This window comes from Winogradskyella sp. A3E31 (assembly GCF_046720935.1).
In the GTDB taxonomy this organism is placed as follows: domain Bacteria; phylum Bacteroidota; class Bacteroidia; order Flavobacteriales; family Flavobacteriaceae; genus Winogradskyella.
On sequence record NZ_JBHNWH010000003.1, the window covers coordinates 96,819 to 115,709 of the forward strand.

15 protein-coding genes are annotated in these 18,891 nt (G+C 35.3%); 9 read left to right on the forward strand and 6 right to left on the reverse strand.

All coding sequences use genetic code 11. The features are described from left to right. Nucleotides 1-18: 18 nt before the first annotated feature. The 5 genes from ACFEMA_RS04895 to ACFEMA_RS04915 are packed head-to-tail and all read left to right on the forward strand — an operon-like array spanning nucleotide 19 to nucleotide 7,531. Nucleotides 19-1,218: a DUF2062 domain-containing protein gene (locus tag ACFEMA_RS04895; RefSeq protein WP_411766917.1), complete on the forward strand. Its 1,200-nt coding sequence runs from the start codon at nucleotides 19-21 to the stop codon at nucleotides 1,216-1,218. Beyond that, complete coding sequence (locus ACFEMA_RS04900; protein WP_411766918.1) at nucleotides 1,211-3,643, forward strand: MMPL family transporter; 2,433 nt, start codon at nucleotides 1,211-1,213, stop codon at nucleotides 3,641-3,643. Before ACFEMA_RS04895 ends, ACFEMA_RS04900 begins: the two co-directional genes overlap by 8 nt. Nucleotides 3,644-3,645: 2 nt before the next feature. After that, the gene (locus ACFEMA_RS04905; RefSeq protein ID WP_411766919.1) at nucleotides 3,646-4,524 is read left to right on the forward strand and encodes a cupin-like domain-containing protein; all 879 of its coding nucleotides are present in this window, start codon (nucleotides 3,646-3,648) and stop codon (nucleotides 4,522-4,524) included. 47 nt (nucleotides 4,525-4,571) lie between these two features. Next, a complete protein-coding gene (locus ACFEMA_RS04910; protein ID WP_411766920.1) occupies nucleotides 4,572-6,248 on the forward strand; it encodes a C45 family autoproteolytic acyltransferase/hydolase in 1,677 nt (558 codons plus the stop codon). Beyond that, entirely contained in the window at nucleotides 6,245-7,531 is a 1,287-nt protein-coding gene (locus ACFEMA_RS04915) for a phenylacetate--CoA ligase family protein (protein WP_411766921.1), read from the forward strand. Before ACFEMA_RS04910 ends, ACFEMA_RS04915 begins: the two co-directional genes overlap by 4 nt. A gap of 6 nt (nucleotides 7,532-7,537) precedes the next feature. On the opposite strand, the gene ACFEMA_RS04920 is transcribed toward ACFEMA_RS04915, so the two are convergent. The 3 genes from ACFEMA_RS04920 to dnaK form a co-directional block, all read right to left on the reverse strand. Then, the gene (locus ACFEMA_RS04920) at nucleotides 7,538-8,767 is read right to left on the reverse strand and encodes a class I SAM-dependent rRNA methyltransferase (RefSeq protein WP_411766922.1); all 1,230 of its coding nucleotides are present in this window, start codon (nucleotides 8,765-8,767) and stop codon (nucleotides 7,538-7,540) included. Nucleotides 8,768-8,894: 127 nt separating this feature from the next. Continuing rightward, entirely contained in the window at nucleotides 8,895-9,899 is a 1,005-nt protein-coding gene (ahr, locus tag ACFEMA_RS04925; protein WP_411766923.1) for an NADPH-dependent aldehyde reductase Ahr, read from the reverse strand. 224 nt (nucleotides 9,900-10,123) lie between these two features. Continuing rightward, a complete protein-coding gene (gene dnaK / locus ACFEMA_RS04930; RefSeq protein ID WP_411766924.1) occupies nucleotides 10,124-12,031 on the reverse strand; it encodes a molecular chaperone DnaK in 1,908 nt (635 codons plus the stop codon). A 216-nt stretch (nucleotides 12,032-12,247) separates the two neighbouring features. Between dnaK and ACFEMA_RS04935 the strand changes: the two genes are divergently transcribed. Continuing rightward, a complete protein-coding gene (locus ACFEMA_RS04935) occupies nucleotides 12,248-12,760 on the forward strand; it encodes a hypothetical protein (RefSeq protein ID WP_411766925.1) in 513 nt (170 codons plus the stop codon). Nucleotides 12,761-12,888: 128 nt separating this feature from the next. Further along, nucleotides 12,889-14,313: an L-serine ammonia-lyase gene (locus tag ACFEMA_RS04940; RefSeq protein WP_411766927.1), complete on the forward strand. Its 1,425-nt coding sequence runs from the start codon at nucleotides 12,889-12,891 to the stop codon at nucleotides 14,311-14,313. A gap of 88 nt (nucleotides 14,314-14,401) precedes the next feature. Here ACFEMA_RS04940 and ACFEMA_RS04945 read toward each other — a convergent pair whose 3' ends face one another. Beyond that, the gene (locus ACFEMA_RS04945; RefSeq protein WP_411766928.1) at nucleotides 14,402-14,860 is read right to left on the reverse strand and encodes a nuclear transport factor 2 family protein; all 459 of its coding nucleotides are present in this window, start codon (nucleotides 14,858-14,860) and stop codon (nucleotides 14,402-14,404) included. A 105-nt stretch (nucleotides 14,861-14,965) separates the two neighbouring features. Here ACFEMA_RS04945 and panB point away from each other — a divergent pair, with 105 nt between their 5' ends. Beyond that, nucleotides 14,966-15,784 (forward strand): 3-methyl-2-oxobutanoate hydroxymethyltransferase, encoded by an 819-nt coding sequence (panB, locus tag ACFEMA_RS04950; protein ID WP_411766929.1) that lies wholly within the window; start codon nucleotides 14,966-14,968, stop codon nucleotides 15,782-15,784. Between the two features lie 99 nt (nucleotides 15,785-15,883). Next, nucleotides 15,884-16,582 (forward strand): RluA family pseudouridine synthase, encoded by a 699-nt coding sequence (locus ACFEMA_RS04955; RefSeq protein ID WP_411766930.1) that lies wholly within the window; start codon nucleotides 15,884-15,886, stop codon nucleotides 16,580-16,582. 90 nt (nucleotides 16,583-16,672) lie between these two features. On the opposite strand, the gene ACFEMA_RS04960 is transcribed toward ACFEMA_RS04955, so the two are convergent. Together ACFEMA_RS04960 and ACFEMA_RS04965 are read right to left on the reverse strand one after the other, a co-directional pair. Continuing rightward, nucleotides 16,673-17,491, reverse strand: coding sequence for a sensor histidine kinase (locus tag ACFEMA_RS04960; protein ID WP_411766931.1), 819 nt, complete (start codon nucleotides 17,489-17,491; stop codon nucleotides 16,673-16,675). Next, on the reverse strand, nucleotides 17,481-18,161 hold the full coding sequence (locus ACFEMA_RS04965) for a hypothetical protein (RefSeq protein ID WP_411766932.1): 681 nt from the start codon (nucleotides 18,159-18,161) through the stop codon (nucleotides 17,481-17,483). Before ACFEMA_RS04965 ends, ACFEMA_RS04960 begins: the two co-directional genes overlap by 11 nt. Nucleotides 18,162-18,891: the final 730 nt, after the last annotated feature.

Here is an 18,891-nt window from a genome sequence, read left to right on the forward strand (position 1 = left end):
CTAGGATTTAAAAATTACATGGATCACAAAACCACTACGTTACAGTTAAAACAGTATAAATGCTGTGTGGTTATTCCAACGTACAACAATCCAAAAACACTTGCTAAAGTACTAGATGGTGTCTTAAAGTTTACAGATGATATCATTGTGGTAAATGATGGCTCAAGTGATTCGACAAGTGAAATACTTGCTAGATATCCACAAATTATTACTATCAACAAAGCAAAAAATACTGGTAAAGGTTCAGCTTTAAAAATTGGTTTTAAGCATGCGGTTTCTTTGGGATTTGAATACGCTATCACTTTAGATAGTGATGGACAGCACTTCCCTAAGGATATTCCTCAATTTGCGACAGCACTCAACACTTCTGAAAATAAGAACATCCTCATTATTGGAGATCGCAACATGAATGAGGCTGATGTTTTTGCGCAAAGTGCAAAAGGTAATCGGGTATCTACATTTTGGATGTATGCGGCTACTGGCCTACGATTAAGAGATTCACAATCGGGTTTTAGGCTTTACCCAATAAAGTCTATGGATGACATAAGGTTTATGACCGCCACCAAAAAGTTTGAATTCGAAATTGAGGCCATCGTAAAATCTTATTGGTCTGGCATTGAAATTATTCATGTTCCTATTGATGTCTTATACGATCCTGTAGAACGCGTTTCACATTTTAGACCCTTTATGGATATTGCCAGAATGGTTGTATTATATACATGGTTTTTACTGGTGCGTTTATTTTACATCACGCCAGGTCATTTATTTAGAAAACTAAAGTCAAAAGGGTTTAAACGTTTTTTTATTGAAGACTTTTTAAGGCATCAAGATTCCCCAAAGAAAAAAGCACTTTCCATTGCACTTGGAGTATTCTTAGGACTGTCACCACTTTGGGGGTTTCATACAGTTATCGTCTTATTTTTAGCTATTTTGTTTCGGCTAAATAAAGTCATTGCCTTTGCGTTTTCTAATATTAGCTTACCTCCTTTTATTCCCTTTGTTTTACTGATCAGTCTTCAAGTTGGCCATTGGGTTTTAGGAATTGAAAGTAATTATACTATCGACGACATCCGTGAGAATTTTGATATGGTACAACACCTAAAGTCTTACCTCATAGGTAGTATAACCTTGTCGACAGTTTCTGCATTGGTGTTTGGGATTATAGGATATATTATCTTTAAAGTTTTAGATAGGAAAAAAACACCTTCAAATGGGTAAGTATTTTTATCATAGTTATAAATTTATAAGAAAGCATCGTCCAGTATTTTTAGTAATTATGTTGGGACTTTTTGGGGTATTATTCTGGATAGCCAGTTCCTTAAAATTTGAAGAGGATGTTTCTAAATTAATCCCGAAAAATTCTGAAAACGAACAACTACAACGTGTTCTCAATTCAGTAAAGTTTTCTGATAAAATTGTGACCTCAATTAGTCTAAAACCTAACGGTTCAACTTCGGACCTCATTGATTATGCCACTGATTTTACCGATAGTATTTCTGCACATTTTAAAGACTTTATCAAAGATGTTCAAGGAAAAGTCGAAGATGAACAAGCTATAGAAACTATTGATTTTGTTTACCAAAACTTACCACTCTTTTTAGAACCTGAGGATTATAAAGTCATTGAGAGCAAGCTGAATTCAGATTCTTTAAAATCTATTACCGAATCTAATTACAAAACCATTATTTCACCTTCGGGAATTGTATCAAAGTCATTCGTTGTAAAAGACCCATTAGGTCTGTCTTTTTTAGGCTTAAACCATTTGAATCAACTTGACTCAACTGATGGTTTTAAGCTAAAGGATGGCTTTTTAATGAGTGACGATGAAAAGCATACCCTTTTATTTTTAACACCAAAATACGGTACGGATAACACCAATAAAAACCTTGAACTTTCTAAGAAATTATATCAACTCCAAAATGACTTAGATCAACATTACAACAGTAAAGCTAAAAGTAGTTTTTATGGCGGTCCTTTAATTGCTGTTGGTAATGCGCAACAAATAAAAGAAGACATACAGATTACCTTGAGTATTGCTCTAAGTGTATTATTGGTATTATTTATCATTTTTTATCGAAAATTCGCTATCCCAATAATTTTATTTTTGCCAACTCTTTTTGGTGGGCTTTTGGCAATTACGATTCTATCACTAATCCGTTCAGAAATTTCTGCAATTTCATTAGGTATTGGAGCTGTTTTACTTGGTGTAACTCTAGATTATTCCCTTCATATTTTAACACATATTCGTAATAAAGAATCTGTTAAAAGTATCTACACAAATGTAAGCAAGCCTATTTTAATGAGCAGTATGACGACTGTCCTGGCCTTTCTATGTCTGTTATTTATAGACTCTCAAGCTCTACAAGACTTAGGGGTTTTTGCGGCATGTAGTGTTATTGGAGCTTCCATTTTTGCTCTTATTTTTATTCCTCAGGTGTATAAAATTAAAACTCCAACGCTAACACTTAAACCAACATTCGTCGATGCAGTTGCAAGATTTGATTTTCATAAAAATAAAATCATAATTGGAGGCATTGTACTTCTAACCATTTTGAGCGCTTTTACTTTTAATAATGTAGTATTTAATAATAATTTGTCTCAATTAAATTATGTCTCAGAAGATCTTAAACAAGCTGAAAAGAAGTTAGATGCGTTAACCAATATTTCTTCTAAATCTTTATATGTTATTGCTTTCGGAAACTCATCTGAGGAAGCCCTTCAAAGCAATGACTCGGTTTTTAAAATCTTGACAAAGCTTAAGAAGAACAATGACATCCTTGATTATAATTCCGTAGGAGCTTTAGTGAAATCAGAGCAATACCAACAAGATCAAATAGAACAATGGAAAAAGTTTTGGACGACAGAAAAAACAGCAAACACTGAGAAAGAGCTTAGAGAAAGTGGTTCTCAGTTTGGTTTTAAACCTTCAACTTTTGAAGAATTCTATGCCCATTTAAATAAGGATTTTAAAATACTATCCACTGACGACTTTAAAAAAATCCCAAGCCTTTCTACTGATGACTTTATCTCTAATGAAGGAAACCTATCAACGATTACCTCTGTTGTTAAAATCGATGAGCAACACATTGAAAAACTCAAATCACATTTTGAATCCAATGAAAATGTGATGGTTATTGATCGACAGGGCATCAACGAATCACTTTTGGGTAAGCTTAAGTCAGAATTCAATACACTTATAACATTGACTTTAGTCGCGATTTTTTTATTACTCATTGTTTTCTACAGAGGTTTAAAATTAGCTATCGTAACCATGCTCCCTATTCTTTTAACATGGTTCTTAACCCTCGGAATTATGGGACTATTTCAACTGGAATTCAATATCTTTAATATTATTATAACAACGTTTATTTTTGGATTAGGAGTTGATTACTGCATATTTATGACCAATGGGTTACAACAACATAAAGACATAAAAGTAAAATTACCGACATACAAAACATCAGTAATTCTATCAGTCATTACAACCGTTTTGGGCGTTGGTGTATTGGTATTTGCCAAACATCCTGCATTACATTCCATTGCATTGGTGTCAATCATTGGAATAGTTTCTGCACTTTTAGTAGCTTTTACAATCCAACCTATTTTATATAAATTTCTTGTAACCAAAAATTACAGTTTGTAACTATGGGGAACATAAAAACCATACCTATACCTCGCATAAAATCAATAACTAAAGAAGATTTTATTGAACATTACTACAAAAAACAACAACCCGTATTAATTGAGGATTTAGCCAAGGATTGGCCAGCTTATGAAAAATGGAATTTAGACTACATTCAAAGTTTAGCTGGAGATCAAATTGTACCATTATATAATAACGAACCTACCAAAGGCAGGCAAAACTCTGTTGTACCAGCAAAAAAGATGAAGCTGTACGATTACATCGAAATCCTTAAAACAAAGCCTACGGATTTACGGATGTTTTTTTACAATGTGCTACAGAAAATGCCAGAGTTGACAAAAGACTTCAACTATCCAGGTATTGGGTTAAAGTTTTTCAAAAAACTACCTGTAATGTTCTTTGGTGGTAAAGGCTCAAAGGTTTTAGCACATTACGATATGGATTTGGCAGACTTGGTTCATTTTCATTTTCATGGTACTAAAAATGTAACACTCTTTCACCCAGACCAAGCTAAGTATTTGTACAAAGTCCCATTTACGGTTCATAATTTGGAAGTCATTGATATGGATAATCCAGATTTTGAGAAATACCCCGCATTACAACTCGCTCAAGGAATGCATACAGAAATGAAACATGGAGAAGCACTCTATATGCCTAGCGGTTACTGGCATTATATTACGTATGAGAATGGTGGGTTCTCTATAACCCTGCGTGCATTTCCAAGAAAAGCCAAGCAGTTTACGGAATTCGTGACTAACATTGTATTTATGCGAACTTTTGAAAACCTTATGCGACGTATTGTTGGTCAAAGTTGGGTAGATAAGAAAGAGGCACGTATGGTTAAGCGTGTGAATAAAAAGTTTGAAAGTGGTGAATTATGAAGTGAGAAGTGAGAAGTGAAAAGTATGATTAAGAATAATAAAAATTTGTGAAATTAGTATCAAAAAAGATATCGTACTTACTGTTGTTAGCGTTGTTGCTATGTTCTTGCGGCATAAAAAAGTCTATCAATGACAGACCAGATATTTCGGCATACAACGCTACTATTCCTCAAAAAGAAACTATCAATGATTCTACATTTTTGGCAGGAAATAGTTTTCTAACAAAAAATAAGCAAGGGCTGTGGGAATTGTATGTTGAAGGAGATCCTTTAGAACGTGGTCTGATTTCTGGAAGCCTTACAGAGCATTTAATGTATAAACAAGAACAGGTTTTTTTCGAAAAGATTAACGAGCTTGTTCCTTCTGAAGGTAAGCAGCGATTTCTAAGAAAATTTTTGTCCTGGTATAACCGGAAAATGTACAAACATATCCCTGAAGAGTTCAAAACAGAGATTTATGGGGTTACACGTTATGCTTCTAATGACTTCAATGGTATAGCAACTCCCTATCTAAGAGCATTGTATTTACATGGAGCGCATGATATCGGTCATGCCTTACAAGATTTGGCATTGGTGGGTTGTACCTCGTTTGCAGCTTGGGATAATAAAACTGAAGATGGAAAACTGCTCATAGGTCGTAATTTTGACTTTTATGCTGGTGATGCTTTTGCTGAAGAAAAAATAATAGCGTTTATTAATCCAGATGAAGGCCATAAATTTATGTCAGTAACTTGGGGAGGCTTCATAGGTGTCGTTTCAGGGATGAATGACCAAGGCTTAACAGTAACCATCAATGCTGGTAAATCTAAAATACCATTAGTGGCAAAAACGCCAATATCTATTCTAACGCGCGAAATTTTACAATATGCCTCCACAATAGATGAAGCTATTGAGATTGCAAAAAAACGAGAAGTCTTTGTTTCGGAATCGATTATGGTGGGCAGCGCCAAAGACAAAAAAGCAATTTTAATTGAAGTTTCGCCCAATAATTTTGGAGTTCATACAGTTGGAAATTCAAGTGAATTGATTTGTTCTAATCATTTTCAAAGTGAACCCTATAGCGATGATAGAAGAAACCTAAAGACTATTGAAGAAAGCCATTCCAAATATCGCTTTATGCGAATGCAAGAACTTTTGAGTGAAGAAGAAAAGGTAAATCCCGTAGAAGCCGTTTCAATTTTAAGAAATAAAAAAGGGTTGGATGATAAAGTTATTGGTTACGGTAATGAAAAAGCTTTAAATCAACTTTTAGCACATCACGGTATTGTATTTCAGCCTGAAGATTTAAAAGTTTGGGTCTCTTCAAACCCTTATCAGTTGGGAGAATTTGTGGCTTATGATTTAAATGATGTATTTCATAATCGAAACAACAACCCTTCAACAGTATCGGTTTCAAATTCAACGTTAAATATTGCTAAAGACCCTTTTGTGCATACAGAAGCATTTGAGAATTATGAAGCCTATCGTGTTTCAGAGCGACACGTAGAACATGCCATTGAAGACGACATTAAAATAGATTCAGAAGAACTTGAAAAGCTTTCGACATTAAACCCAGACTATTGGAAGGTCTACAAACTAATCGGGGATTATTATTACCAAAACAAAGTCTATCTAAAAGCTTTAGATGCTTACAGAATGGCATCTACAAAAGAAGTGACTACAAAGCCAGATGTTGAGTATCTTATAAAATATATCAAAAAATCAAAACGAAAATCAAAACGATGATTCCAGAAATAGAATTACAATCACAAGCAGAAATAAAGCGTTTTCAAGAAGAGCAATTGAGAACGATGCTAAATTATGTTTCTGAACACTCACCGTTTTACAAGCGTTTATTTTCAGCCCACAATATTTCGGTGTCGGATATTACAACCTTAGAAGATTTACGAAAAATTCCATGCACCACTAAAGATGACCTACAACAGTTTAATGATGATTTTTTATGCGTTCCAAAACATAAGATTGTGGATTATGTGACAACGTCTGGTACTTTAGGGAATCCAGTGAGCTTTTGCCTTACCGATAAAGATTTAGAGCGATTGGCCTACAACGAAGCTATCTCCTTTGCGTGTGCTGGTATAACAAAAGATGATGTTCTGCAATTAATGACCACTATGGACAGGCGCTTTATGGCAGGTTTGGCTTATTTTTTAGGAGCCCGGCAATTAGGTGCAGGCATCATAAGAGTTGGTGCAGGCATCCCAGAATTACAATGGGATTCCATTTTAAAATTTCAGCCCAGTTACCTCATCGCTGTTCCATCTTTTCTATTGAAACTCATCGCGTATGCAGAACAGAATGGAATTGACATAAATTCATCTGGGATTAAGGCTGCTATCTGCATTGGAGAACCTATTAGAAATACTGATTTCACCTTGAACACTTTGGGTGAAAAAATCACGAATCTGTGGAACATCGATTTGTATTCTACCTATGCATCAACTGAAATGAGTACAGCATTTACGGAATGTAAACACCAAAACGGTGGACATCAACACCCTGAACTTATTATTGTCGAAGTTTTAGACGAGCAAGATAATCCTGTTGCTGAAGGTGAAGTTGGTGAATTAACAATTACAACATTAGGAGTTGAAGGCATGCCCCTTTTACGTTTTAAAACTGGAGACCTTTTAAAGATTCACAATAAGCCATGTGAGTGTGGTAGAAACACCACACGTTTAAGTCCTATTTCTGGACGAAAGCAACAGATGATAAAATACAAGGGCACAACACTTTATCCACCAGCGATGGAGAACGTTTTAAATCACTTTTCAGAAATTAAAAACTTTGTTATAGAAATCTCCCAAAACACCATTGGAACAGATGAGATACTGATTAAAATAGCGTCTGAAAAAGAAAATGAAGAACTCATACTAAAAATCAAAGATCATTTTAGGGCAAAACTAAGAGTGGCCCCACAAATTGAATTTTGTAGTGATGAGCACATCCAAAAATTGAGATTTCCTAAACTGAGTAGAAAACCTATTTTGGTTATTGACAAACGATAGGCCAAACTATTCCATAAACCGATAATAGCCACATTTTAGGTACGCCCCTTCTGGGAATGTCACTGGATGATCTATATCGTGTTTGGTTTTAAGAATGGTCTCAAAAAGTCGCATTTGGCTGTTTAATACCTGATTATTTAGATCAAAGAAAGATTGTGCAGAAACTCTAGATGAACACGACGCTAAAACAAGCAGACCTTTCTTAGCTGTGAGTTTTATACCCAGTTCAGCCAACTGTTTATATTTCTTTTTGGCTAATTCTATTTCGGATTGCTGTTTAGCAAAACTTGGAGGGTCAATGACAACCACGTCATAAGTTTTTCCTTTTTTAATCAACTCTTTCATTTCTTTAAACGCATCACCAGCAATTGTTTTATGGATGCCGGAGTAGTCATTCAATTTGCCGTTATAAATTGCAATGTCTAGCGCCTGATGGCTTATGTCTAAACTCGTCACTTCCTCCGCACCATTAGCTAATGCGTGTACAGAAAAGCCACCCGCATAAGAGAATACATCTAAAACGCGCTGGTTTTTACTTAACTCCCCTACACGTCTGCGATTATCTCTATGATCTAAAAAATAGCCTGTTTTATGACCTTTAATCACATTTGCAGAAAAATGAACTCCATGTTCTACAAAATGAACGACCTCATCATCTAAAGTTCCAAATATAACCTCACCATCATTTAAGGCATGATTTTGACTGTTCTTCAAGTTACGGCTCAAACGTATAACAACAGTTTCAGCTGAAGATATATACTGCAAACTTTTAAGAATATCTTCTAAGTAAGGCAACCATATTTCAGAATATAACTTTACAACCAATACGTTTGCATAGACATCAGCTATTAATCCGGGGAAACCATCATTTTCTCCAAACAAGAGCCTATAGCTGTTAGTGTTGGCTTTAAGTAGAACTTGGCGTTTAGTAAAGGCAGCTTCTATTTTATCATTAAAGAATTTGGCATTGATTTCAGCTTTCGTCTGGGCGTTATGAATCACTTTAATTCTGATTGGGGAATCGGCATCAAACAAGCCTATACCAACGACTTTGTTTTTATTCTTACTAAATATAATGGCTAAATCTCCTGTTTTAGCATCATCATTAATTTTTACAATACTATTTGAAAACACCCATGGATGACCCTTTACTACGGACTGTTCTCCTTTTGCATTTAGCTTAACTGCAAGGCGTTTGGGATGATAGGTTGATTTGATTTTATCTAGAAAATCCATTACTTATAATTAATCCCGAAAGTACAAAAGTTATACATACTTAATATTTTAAAACCGTTACTTAAAAACGCAGTCAATATCTCAATTAGATATTGACTACGTTTTTAATAATTCAAAAAATGAAAATCTAAGCCTTTAAAACAATTCTGAATCTTGCTTTACCTTCTTCCAAATGGACAATAGCATCATTGATGTCTTCCATTTTAAATTCTTCTACTGTCGGATAAATATCGTGACGCACACAAAATTCTAACATTTTTCTAGTTAATGAGATACTACCTAATGGACTTCCTCCAACAGATTTTTCACCAGCAATCATGCTGAACGCTGGGATTTCCATTGGCTCTAATACCGCACCAACTGTATGTAATTTTCCTTGTGGCGACAGAGTTGCTAAGAATGAATCCCAATCTAATTTTACGTTGGTCGTGTTTAAAATAAAGTCTAAACTCCCTGCAATACCTTCCAACTCTTTTGGGTTTGTAGAATCAACCACATTGTGAGCACCCATTTCCTTTAAGGCTTCGGTCTTATCTTTACTAGATGTAAATGCAGTCACCTCACAACCCCAAGCTTTTAAAAACTTTAAGGCTAAATGTCCTAATCCTCCAATACCGATAACACCAACTTTATCGGTAGGTTTAACGCCAGAAAGAACTATTGGATTAAAAACGGTTATTCCACCGCAAAACAGTGGCCCTGCTTTAGACATATCGATATCCTCTGGCAAAATGGTTGCCCAAGACCAATGTCCACGAACTACATCCGCAAATCCTCCATGACGTCCCACAATAGTTGCTTCCGCAGTATTGCACAAGTGTTGCTTACCATCCATACATTGATTACAATGCATACAAGATGCACTGTACCAACCCATACCAACTTTATCCCCTTTTTTTATGCCTTTAACTTCGCTACCGACATTAAGTACTTCTCCTACAATTTCGTGACCTGGGACTAATGGATATTCCGATTGCCCCCAATCGTTGTTAATCATACTTATATCACTATGGCATAGACCACAGTAATGTACTTTAATATCTACTTGTTCGTTTCCAATTTTACCAAGCTCGTAATTGAACTGTTCTAATTTTGACTTTGCTTCTTTAGCTGCGTATGCGTTTACTTTCATTATTATGTGTCTTTTTTCTTTAAGTTTAATATACAAACAAGGTGTGCTATTTGTATTAAGGCCTTGTTAAGATTTGATAAAAACAAAACGCAACCTTAATAAGATTGCGTTTTTGTTTTGTGAGATGCTGAATCAAGTTCAGCATGACAACTATTTATTTTAAATCCCGAAACAAGTTCGGGATAAGTGATTCGCACACTTTTTATAAAAAAGTGGCTCTCTACTTATTTCACTTCTTCGAAGTCTACGTCTTCGACGTCACTTGTTTCATCAGAAGCTGCGTCTTGAGTTCCTGCTTCTGGACCTGCAGCTCCACCTTGCTGTGCTTCGGCTTGTGCTTTGTACATTTCCTCGCTAGCAACTTTCCAAGCTTCGTTGATTTTCTCTAAAGCTGGGTCAATAACTTCGATATCCTTAGTTTCATAAGCTTTCTTCAACTCTTCAAGAGCATCTTCAATCGGCTTCTTCTTATCATCAGATAGTTTGTCTCCAAATTCACTTAACTGACTTTCAGTCTGGAAAATCATAGCATCAGCCTGATTCAATTTATCCGCAGTCTCTTTAGCTTTAGCATCAGCTTCTGCATTTGCCTCAGCTTCTTGCTTCATCTTTTGGATTTCTTCTTCTGTTAATCCAGATGATGCTTCAATACGGATATCTTGTTTCTTACCTGTAGCTTTATCTTCAGCCGATACTTTAATGATACCGTTAGCATCAATATCGAAGGTGACTTCAATTTGTGGTGTTCCTCTTTTTGCTGGTGGAATACCATCTAAATGGAAACGACCGATTGTTTTGTTATCTGCTGCCATTGGACGCTCACCTTGTAATACGTGAATCTCTACCGATGGCTGATTATCTGCTGCTGTTGAGAATACTTGTGATTTCTTAGTCGGAATCGTCGTATTGGCCTCAATCAACTTGGTCATAACGTTACCCATAGTTTCAATACCAAGAGATAATGGTGTGACATCTAATAAAAGAACGTCTTTTACATCACCTGTTAATACACCACCTTGGATACCTGCACCTAGAGATACAACCTCATCTGGGTTTACACCTTTACTTGGTGCTTTTCCGAAGAATTTCTCTACTGCTGTTTGTACGGCTGGGATACGTGTAGATCCACCTACTAAAATAATTTCGTCAATATCACTCTTCGATAAACCTGCCGCTTTCAACGCCGCTTCACATGGTTCAATAGTACGCTTGATTAAGTCATCAATCAACTGCTCAAATTTAGAACGTGTTAATGTACGTACCAAGTGCTTTGGTCCACTAGCTGTAGCCGTTACATAAGGTAAGTTAATCTCAGTCTGAGATGAAGATGACAATTCTATCTTCGCTTTTTCAGCAGCTTCCTTAAGACGTTGTAAAGCCATAGGGTCTTTACGTAAATCCATATCCTCATCCTTAATGAACTCTTCAGCTAACCAATCGATGATTCTTTCGTCAACATCGTCACCACCTAAATGCGTATCACCATCTGTTGACAATACTTCAAATACGCCATCACCTAATTCTAGGATAGACACATCGTGTGTACCACCACCAAAATCGAAGACAACGATTTTTTGATCTGTAGATTTTTTATCCAATCCGTAAGCTAAAGCTGCTGCAGTTGGCTCATTAATAATACGCTCAACTTTTAAACCAGCAATTTCACCTGCTTCTTTGGTTGCTTGTCTTTGTGCATCATTAAAATAAGCAGGTACGGTAATTACCGCTCTACTGACATCTGCCCCTAAATAATCCTCAGCGGTCTTCTTCATTTTTTGAAGAATCATAGCTGACAATTCTTGCGGTGTGTATAAACGTCCATCAACATCTACTCGTGGAGTATCATTATCACCTTTTACCACTTTATATGGCACACGTTCTGCTTCTCTTTTAGATTCAGAATATTTATTACCCATAAAACGCTTAATCGAATAAACTGTTTTTGTTGGGTTTGTTACTGCTTGTCTTTTCGCTGGGTCACCAACTTTAATTTCACCACCTTCTACAAAGGCAATGACAGAAGGCGTTGTTCGCTTCCCTTCTGCGTTAGGTATTACAACTGGCTCATTACCTTCCATTACAGAAACGCATGAGTTGGTTGTCCCTAAATCAATTCCAATAATCTTACTCATAATTTTAATTTTTATTTGGTTTTCCGCTCCTACCAATTCGGCAGGCAGGTTCACGGAAAGTATCGTGTTTTTAATTTTTAAACTCGGTATAGAATAGTCAATGATTATGCCATTGAAAAAAATATGACATCATGTCAGAAACATTTTTTTAAGAAATAATTTGGATAACTGTCTTTTGGTATATGATTTGATGTATTAAAGAAAAACAACTTTATTATGAAACGTATTATAGTCTTAATGTCAGCTTTAGCCTTAGTATTAACCGCTTGTACAGGAGACCCAGGACCTCCGGGCCCTCAAGGATTCAATGGTCTTGATGGTGCTGATGGCGGGCTCATTGTATCTGGAGCTTTTGAAATTACACTTGATTTTACAGAAGCTAATGAATATTCATTTGTTGAACCTTATGGATTTGAGGTATTTCCCTCAGACGTAACTTTAGTTTATATAGAATGGGAAGTCGATGGAGGTGAACCAATATGGAGGTTATTACCTCAAACTGTTTATTTTGATGAGGGTATTTTGACCTATAATTTTGATTTTACTCAGCAAGATGTTCGATTCTTTTTGGATGGTACAATTGATTTTTCATTGTTAGGTCCAGAATGGACGGATAATCAAGCATTCAGGGTCGTTGTAGTCCCAGCTGATAATGTTGACGGTATTGATGTCTCGGATTTAAATGCAGTAATGGAATTGAATGGTGTTCAATCCTTCGATATAAGATAGTCAAATCATTAAATTGTTAAAAGTCCGGAATTAAATTCCGGACTTTTTTCATATCCTAATTTTAAGGAAAACTTCAGAAATGTTTAATACATCTTCTATATTTGTCTTTAACTAAACCGATTTCGTAAATGGAATGTATTTCTGTATTCGACATGCTTAAAATTGGGGTTGGCCCATCAAGTTCTCACACCTTAGGGCCATGGCGTGCTGCCGAACGTTGGATTGCTGACTTAAAAGCTTCAAGCCGCTTTGATAAGGTTGAAAACATAAAAGTGGATCTCTATGGATCTTTGTCTTTAACAGGAAAGGGACATGCTACGGACTATGCAGTTATGCTAGGGCTTAGTGGCGCGGATCCAGAAACCATTCCCGTGGAATCGATTGATACTACCATAGCTCATATTAAGAACAAGGCTATATTAAACTTTAATGGTGAAAAACAGTTACCGTTTAATCCTAAAGAGAACATTGTTTTTAATCGAAAATTTCTTGACTTCCATTCTAATGGCCTCATATTTACAGCTACTATAAATGGCAGGAATTATAAGTCCACCTACTACTCTATCGGCGGTGGTTTTGTTGTCCAAGAAGAACGTAAAAATGCTAAGGCCAACAAACTTATTTTCTATTGTACATTTCCGTACCCGACAGAGACGGGCAATGACCTTTTAAAATTTTGTAACCAACTGAATTTACCTGTTTCTGGAGTCGTTTTAGAAAACGAAAAATCCATCAGAGAACCTGATAAAATAGACTCTGAATTAAAACGCATTTGGGGTACTATGTTAGAATGCATGTATGTGGGTTGCCATACAGAAGGTAACTTACCCGGAGGCTTAAATGTGCGTCGTCGAGCTTATGATATGCACAAAAACCTTATTGGAGATTTTAAATACAATTCACCTGAAGACTGGTTACAAACCATTAGAAAAACAGAAGTGAAATTCCGTCAGATATTAAAATGGGTAAGTTGTTTTGCGCTAAGTGTCAATGAAGTCAATGCTTCTTTAGGACGTGTGGTAACGGCACCAACTAACGGAAGTGCCGGCGTCATCCCTGCTGTGTTGATGTATTATATGGTTATTGAAAACCACGATGCTGATTTTGAGCATATCAAAAAATTCTTATTGGTAGCTGGGGAAATAGGAAGTATCTTTAAAAAAGGAGCCACCATTTCTGCAGCAATGGGAGGCTGTCAGGCAGAAATTGGCGTGTCTTCAGCTATGGCTGCTGGTGCGTTGTGTGAATTGTTAGGAGGTACTCCAGAACAAGTTTTGGTGGCGGCTGAAATTGCTATGGAGCATCATCTGGGATTAACCTGTGATCCTATTGGCGGATTAGTACAAATTCCATGTATTGAACGAAATTCAATGGGTGCCATTAAAGCCATCAATGCTGCCGAATTAGCCTTGGATACAGATCCGAATAACGTTAAGGTACCTCTAGATAAAGTTGTTTCTACAATGTGGGAAACTGCAAAGGACATGAACACTAAATACAAGGAAACCTCTGAAGGTGGTTTGGCAGTTGGAGTGAATATGTCGGATTGCTAATTTAGATTAATTGGATTTTTAGACTATAAGATTTTTAGAAAAAAAATCTAACATTCTAAAGCAAAGCGTATCTATCAAATCTAGGAATCTAATCTTGACAACCTTCTCTTCGTCTTGTGTCTACCAAATAAATGATTTTCCAATCTTCTTTGACTTTCATTAATTGAAATGAGTTAACTCCACAGTGACTAAAATTACCATCGAACCAAAATTCGTAGGGAGTCCAGGCATTTGCCATTGCACCATCGACCTGAATATTGAAACCAAATAATTTCTCTTCAAATGTTTTATCCTTAGGAATAGACCCTATGGACTTTACAAATTGAGCAAAGTCCGATTGGTTTAACTTTACAGCACCTTCTTTGTTTTTACCTATGGACTGCATAATGATATTATCTGCCGCCATAGTCTTTAATGCAACGGTATCTTGTTTATGGAAGGCTTCAAAAAAAGTTTCTATGGTTTGCTTTACTTGGTCTTCTTCAGATTGCTGTGTATAACCTACTAAACTGAAGGCTAAAAAAGCTAGGAGTACTATTTTTTTCATATTGATAAATTTTCATTCAAATTAATCAGAAATTGTGATTATACCCTTAAATAAATAAAAGTTTAACAAATCTCAGTATTTTTACACTACAGAAAAGCATACCCTATGTCAGTAGCAAAAAAAGAATACAAAAGGATTACCGTTAAATCATTAGTTGAAATGAAGGCCCGTGGCGAAAAAATTTCCATGCTCACAGCCTACGATTATACTATGGCAAAAATAGTTGATGGAGCTGGTGTTGATGTTATTTTGGTTGGCGATTCTGCCAGTAATGTTATGGCTGGGCACGAAACAACATTGCCTATTACATTAGACCAAATGATATACCACGCCTCTTCAGTGATAAGGGCTATTAATAGAGCTCTGGTTGTTGTCGATTTGCCTTTTGGAAGCTATCAGAGTGATCCAAAAGAAGCATTACGTTCTGCTATTAGAATTATGAAAGAAAGTGGTGGACATGCTGTAAAAATGGAAGGTGGTAAAGAGGTAAAAGACTCTATTAAACGAATTATAAATGCTGGAATTCCTGTTATGGGTCACTTAGGTTTAACCCCACAATCCATCTATAAGTTTGGAACGTATACCGTTAGAGCTAAAGAAGAGCAAGAGGCACAGCAACTTAAAGAAGATGCCTTAATGCTTGAGCGTGCAGGATGTTTTGGCATTGTTCTAGAAAAAATACCTGCAGCATTAGCTCAAGAAGTTGCAAAAAGTGTCAGCATACCTATTATTGGTATCGGTGCAGGTGCAGGTGTTGATGGGCAAGTTTTAGTGACACACGATATGGTAGGAATGACTCACGAGTTTAATCCACGCTTTTTACGTCGTTATATGAATTTGTATGAAGAGATGACCAATGCCTTCTCTCAGTACGATACTGATGTAAAGTCTGGGGATTTTCCTAATGATTCGGAGCAGTATTAAGCCCCTTTAATTCCCCAAAGGGGAAAACTGAAAATTATAATAGACTTAAAATGGATGAAATTCAATTCTAAAATCGTCTAACTAATCTAATGGTCTCACTTGTCTAAAATTTTATCTAACAAATCTAATCTACAGGTTCTCTATGAGGATAACCACATCATTGTGGTTAATAAACGTGCTGGTGATATCGTGCAGGGTGATAAAACAGGCGACAAACCTTTAAGTGACGTTGTAAAATCTTATATCGCTGAAAAATATAACAAGCCAGGTAATGTGTATTTAGGTGTTGTTCATCGCTTAGATAGACCAACCACTGGTATCGTTTTGTTTTCAAAAACCAGTAAAGCTTTGCCTAGGCTCAATAAATTATTTGCTGAAAAATCAGTTAATAAAACCTATTGGGCACTTGTTAAAAATCCGCCGCCAAAAGCTACGGACACTTTGGTGCATTGGTTAAAAAAGAATCCTAAGAATAATAAATCTTCAGCCCATTCTAAAGAAGTAAATGGTAGTAAAAAAGCAATTTTACATTACAAAATATTGAAACAATTAGACCGATATTTTTTATTGGAAATCACTTTAGAAACTGGACGTCATCATCAAATTAGGGTGCAACTCTCTTCTATTGGTTGCCCTATTAAAGGAGATTTAAAATATGGTTTTGATCGTAGCAATCCTGATGCTGGCATTCATCTGCATGCGCGTTATTTGGAATTTATCCATCCTGTTAAAAAAGAACTAGTAAAAATTGAAGCACCGCTTCCTGATGATTCGCTTTGGCAGGCGTGTTTGGATTAATAGTGTTTTAAGGCTCTGTCATTCCTGCGAAGGTAGGAATCCATTCTAGGAATAATAGATTCCGCATCAAGTGCGGAATGACAAACGGCACTATCTTTTCAATGGATACTCAAGTCGCAAAGATGTGCCTTTTTTAGGTTCAGAACTTAATTTAAATGTGGTATTTATAAGTTCCACACGCTTTTCCATATTAATTAAACCAGAGCCTTTTTCAACGTCTTCTAAAACGAATCCATTACCATTATCCTCTGCAGTAATAATGAGACTATCATCGGTGTATTTCAGTTTCACGCTTAACTGTTCTGCTTCAGCGTATTTTATGGTGTTTGAAAAGAATTCTTGAAGTATCCTAAACAATATGATTTCGTCCTTCTTATTTTCAAACTGAACCTTATCCCCTTCTATGGTTATATTGGCCTGAAGTCGTCCCGATTTATTAATGCGTTCCACTTCATTAACAACTGTTTTATCAAAACCCATATTGTAGATAACATCGCTATTGAGAGACTTAGATAAAGCTCTGACTTCAGTTAAACTATCTTTAAGGGTGTTGGCAGCATTCTCTGCTTTAGATTTTAATGAGTCATCCACTTTACGCACAACAGCATTCAGCTGCATATTAGCCAATGCCAATAATTGTCCTACGTTATCGTGTAGTTCCCTACCGATATGCTTTAAGGTTTCGTCCTGTATTTCTTGTTGGGTTTCAACAAGAGCTTCATCAAATTTTCGTTGTTGCTCAAATTTTTCGAGCAGAAGTTTATTTTTTCGTTTTTGAAAAACCACAAAAAACAATATTACCATGGCAACAACGACAACCAGTACGACAATGACGTAAATAATAAGATACCGTTCGGACTCTGTTGTTGCGAGTTTCTCTTGTAATAGAAGTATTAAATTATGATTCATGTTTTGGTGGTTTACAAAGTATTAGGATTAGACCAAACCCGATATAGGTTAAACAATTAGTTATTAAATATATAGAACTTTTAAGTTGAATATATTCTGGATCAGCTAATGTAAAATACATTTGATAAAAGGTTAATGGTGTTAGAATAATCCACCATAAAAATAATAAAGCTGCAATATAGAAATAGATAGATTGATAGAAATATAAAACCCTTTCAGACAACATTACATCTAAAAAATAGCAAGTGATACTAATTACAATTAATATGGTACCACTAATATCTATGAATTTAAAATTAGAAGTGAAATACTGATCAAAATTAAATATTATAATAGCTACTGAACATATTAAGAATAGAATCGCCAATATGTTAAGCGCTTTAGATAAGTAATCTTTTACAATGATTTTTGCAAAAAACCATATATAGAAAAGGACTCCACCTATTTCCCAATACAAGGTACCCCACCAATAATTGTGTCTAAAACGTGTGGTATCCAAAAACCCTAAAACACCGTTATATCTTACTGAGTAGGTATATGTTGCTAATAATTCGCAAATAAAAATATAGATTAAAAAATAAATAAAATATCTAATCGGGGTGTCCTTGTACTTTTTAAAACAGACTATACCAACAATAGCAGCAAAAAGCTCTATTACCAATGTTGCCATTGAATTAAAATTTTTTAATATTTCTATCATAAATTTTAGTCTAGATAAACAGCTCGTGGCGGTTTACATAGGATTAAAGCAATTGCAAATCCTACATACATAAAAAAGTTAGCTGAAATTCTTATATACCACTGTAAATTTGTGTATGCTTCATCTAGAGCATTATAGTAATCATTAAAAAATTCTAACGGAGTTATTATTAACCACCATATAAAAAATATCCAAGCAATGTAAAAATCTATAGATTTACTGAATTCCGAATACCCATTCTTTTGTAAAATTTCAATAAAAAATAACAGAATTACTAATATTCTAACTATTAAGGAAGTTATATTAATAAAGTAAGAGTATGAATTAAGCAAGCTATCCCAGAAAAACAATATATAAAGACATGACGCTAAAAGAAAAAATAATGTACTTGTCTTAATAAGGTTTTTTGACCATTTAGAATATATACTTTTAATAAAGTAAAAAGCTAAGAAAACTGTACTGCCAATCTGCCAAAATATCGTGTACCACCAATAATTGCGCTTAAACACAGTACCTGTAACTAAGTTATCCAAGGGTTCAAAAAACTCATAGTGCAAAAATTCAGGATACGTCGCAATGATTTCACCAATTAAAACAAAAATTAAATAATAGATGAAATACTTAACTTTTGTGTGCTTATACTTTTTAAATAATAGTAATCCAACTAAAACTGGAATTGCTTCAATAATCCTAGTTAGGA

Bases quoted from the DNA above. Each gene is read 5' to 3' on its own strand.
- ACFEMA_RS04915 (WP_411766921.1), top strand. From the start codon at position 6,245: ATGATTCCAGAAATAGAATTACAATCACAAGCAGAAATAAAGCGTTTT.
- ACFEMA_RS04960 (WP_411766931.1), bottom strand. From the start codon at position 17,491: ATGAATCATAATTTAATACTTCTATTACAAGAGAAACTCGCAACAACA.
- ahr (WP_411766923.1), bottom strand. From the start codon at position 9,899: ATGAAAGTAAACGCATACGCAGCTAAAGAAGCAAAGTCAAAATTAGAA.
- ACFEMA_RS04905 (WP_411766919.1), top strand. From the start codon at position 3,646: ATGGGGAACATAAAAACCATACCTATACCTCGCATAAAATCAATAACT.
- ACFEMA_RS04900 (WP_411766918.1), top strand. From the start codon at position 1,211: ATGGGTAAGTATTTTTATCATAGTTATAAATTTATAAGAAAGCATCGT.
- dnaK (WP_411766924.1), bottom strand. From the start codon at position 12,031: ATGAGTAAGATTATTGGAATTGATTTAGGGACAACCAACTCATGCGTT.
- ACFEMA_RS04935 (WP_411766925.1), top strand. From the start codon at position 12,248: ATGAAACGTATTATAGTCTTAATGTCAGCTTTAGCCTTAGTATTAACC.
- ACFEMA_RS04940 (WP_411766927.1), top strand. From the start codon at position 12,889: ATGGAATGTATTTCTGTATTCGACATGCTTAAAATTGGGGTTGGCCCA.
- ACFEMA_RS04895 (WP_411766917.1), top strand. From the start codon at position 19: ATGGATCACAAAACCACTACGTTACAGTTAAAACAGTATAAATGCTGT.
- ACFEMA_RS04965 (WP_411766932.1), bottom strand. From the start codon at position 18,161: ATGGCAACATTGGTAATAGAGCTTTTTGCTGCTATTGTTGGTATAGTC.
- ACFEMA_RS04945 (WP_411766928.1), bottom strand. From the start codon at position 14,860: ATGAAAAAAATAGTACTCCTAGCTTTTTTAGCCTTCAGTTTAGTAGGT.
- panB (WP_411766929.1), top strand. From the start codon at position 14,966: ATGTCAGTAGCAAAAAAAGAATACAAAAGGATTACCGTTAAATCATTA.
- ACFEMA_RS04920 (WP_411766922.1), bottom strand. From the start codon at position 8,767: ATGGATTTTCTAGATAAAATCAAATCAACCTATCATCCCAAACGCCTT.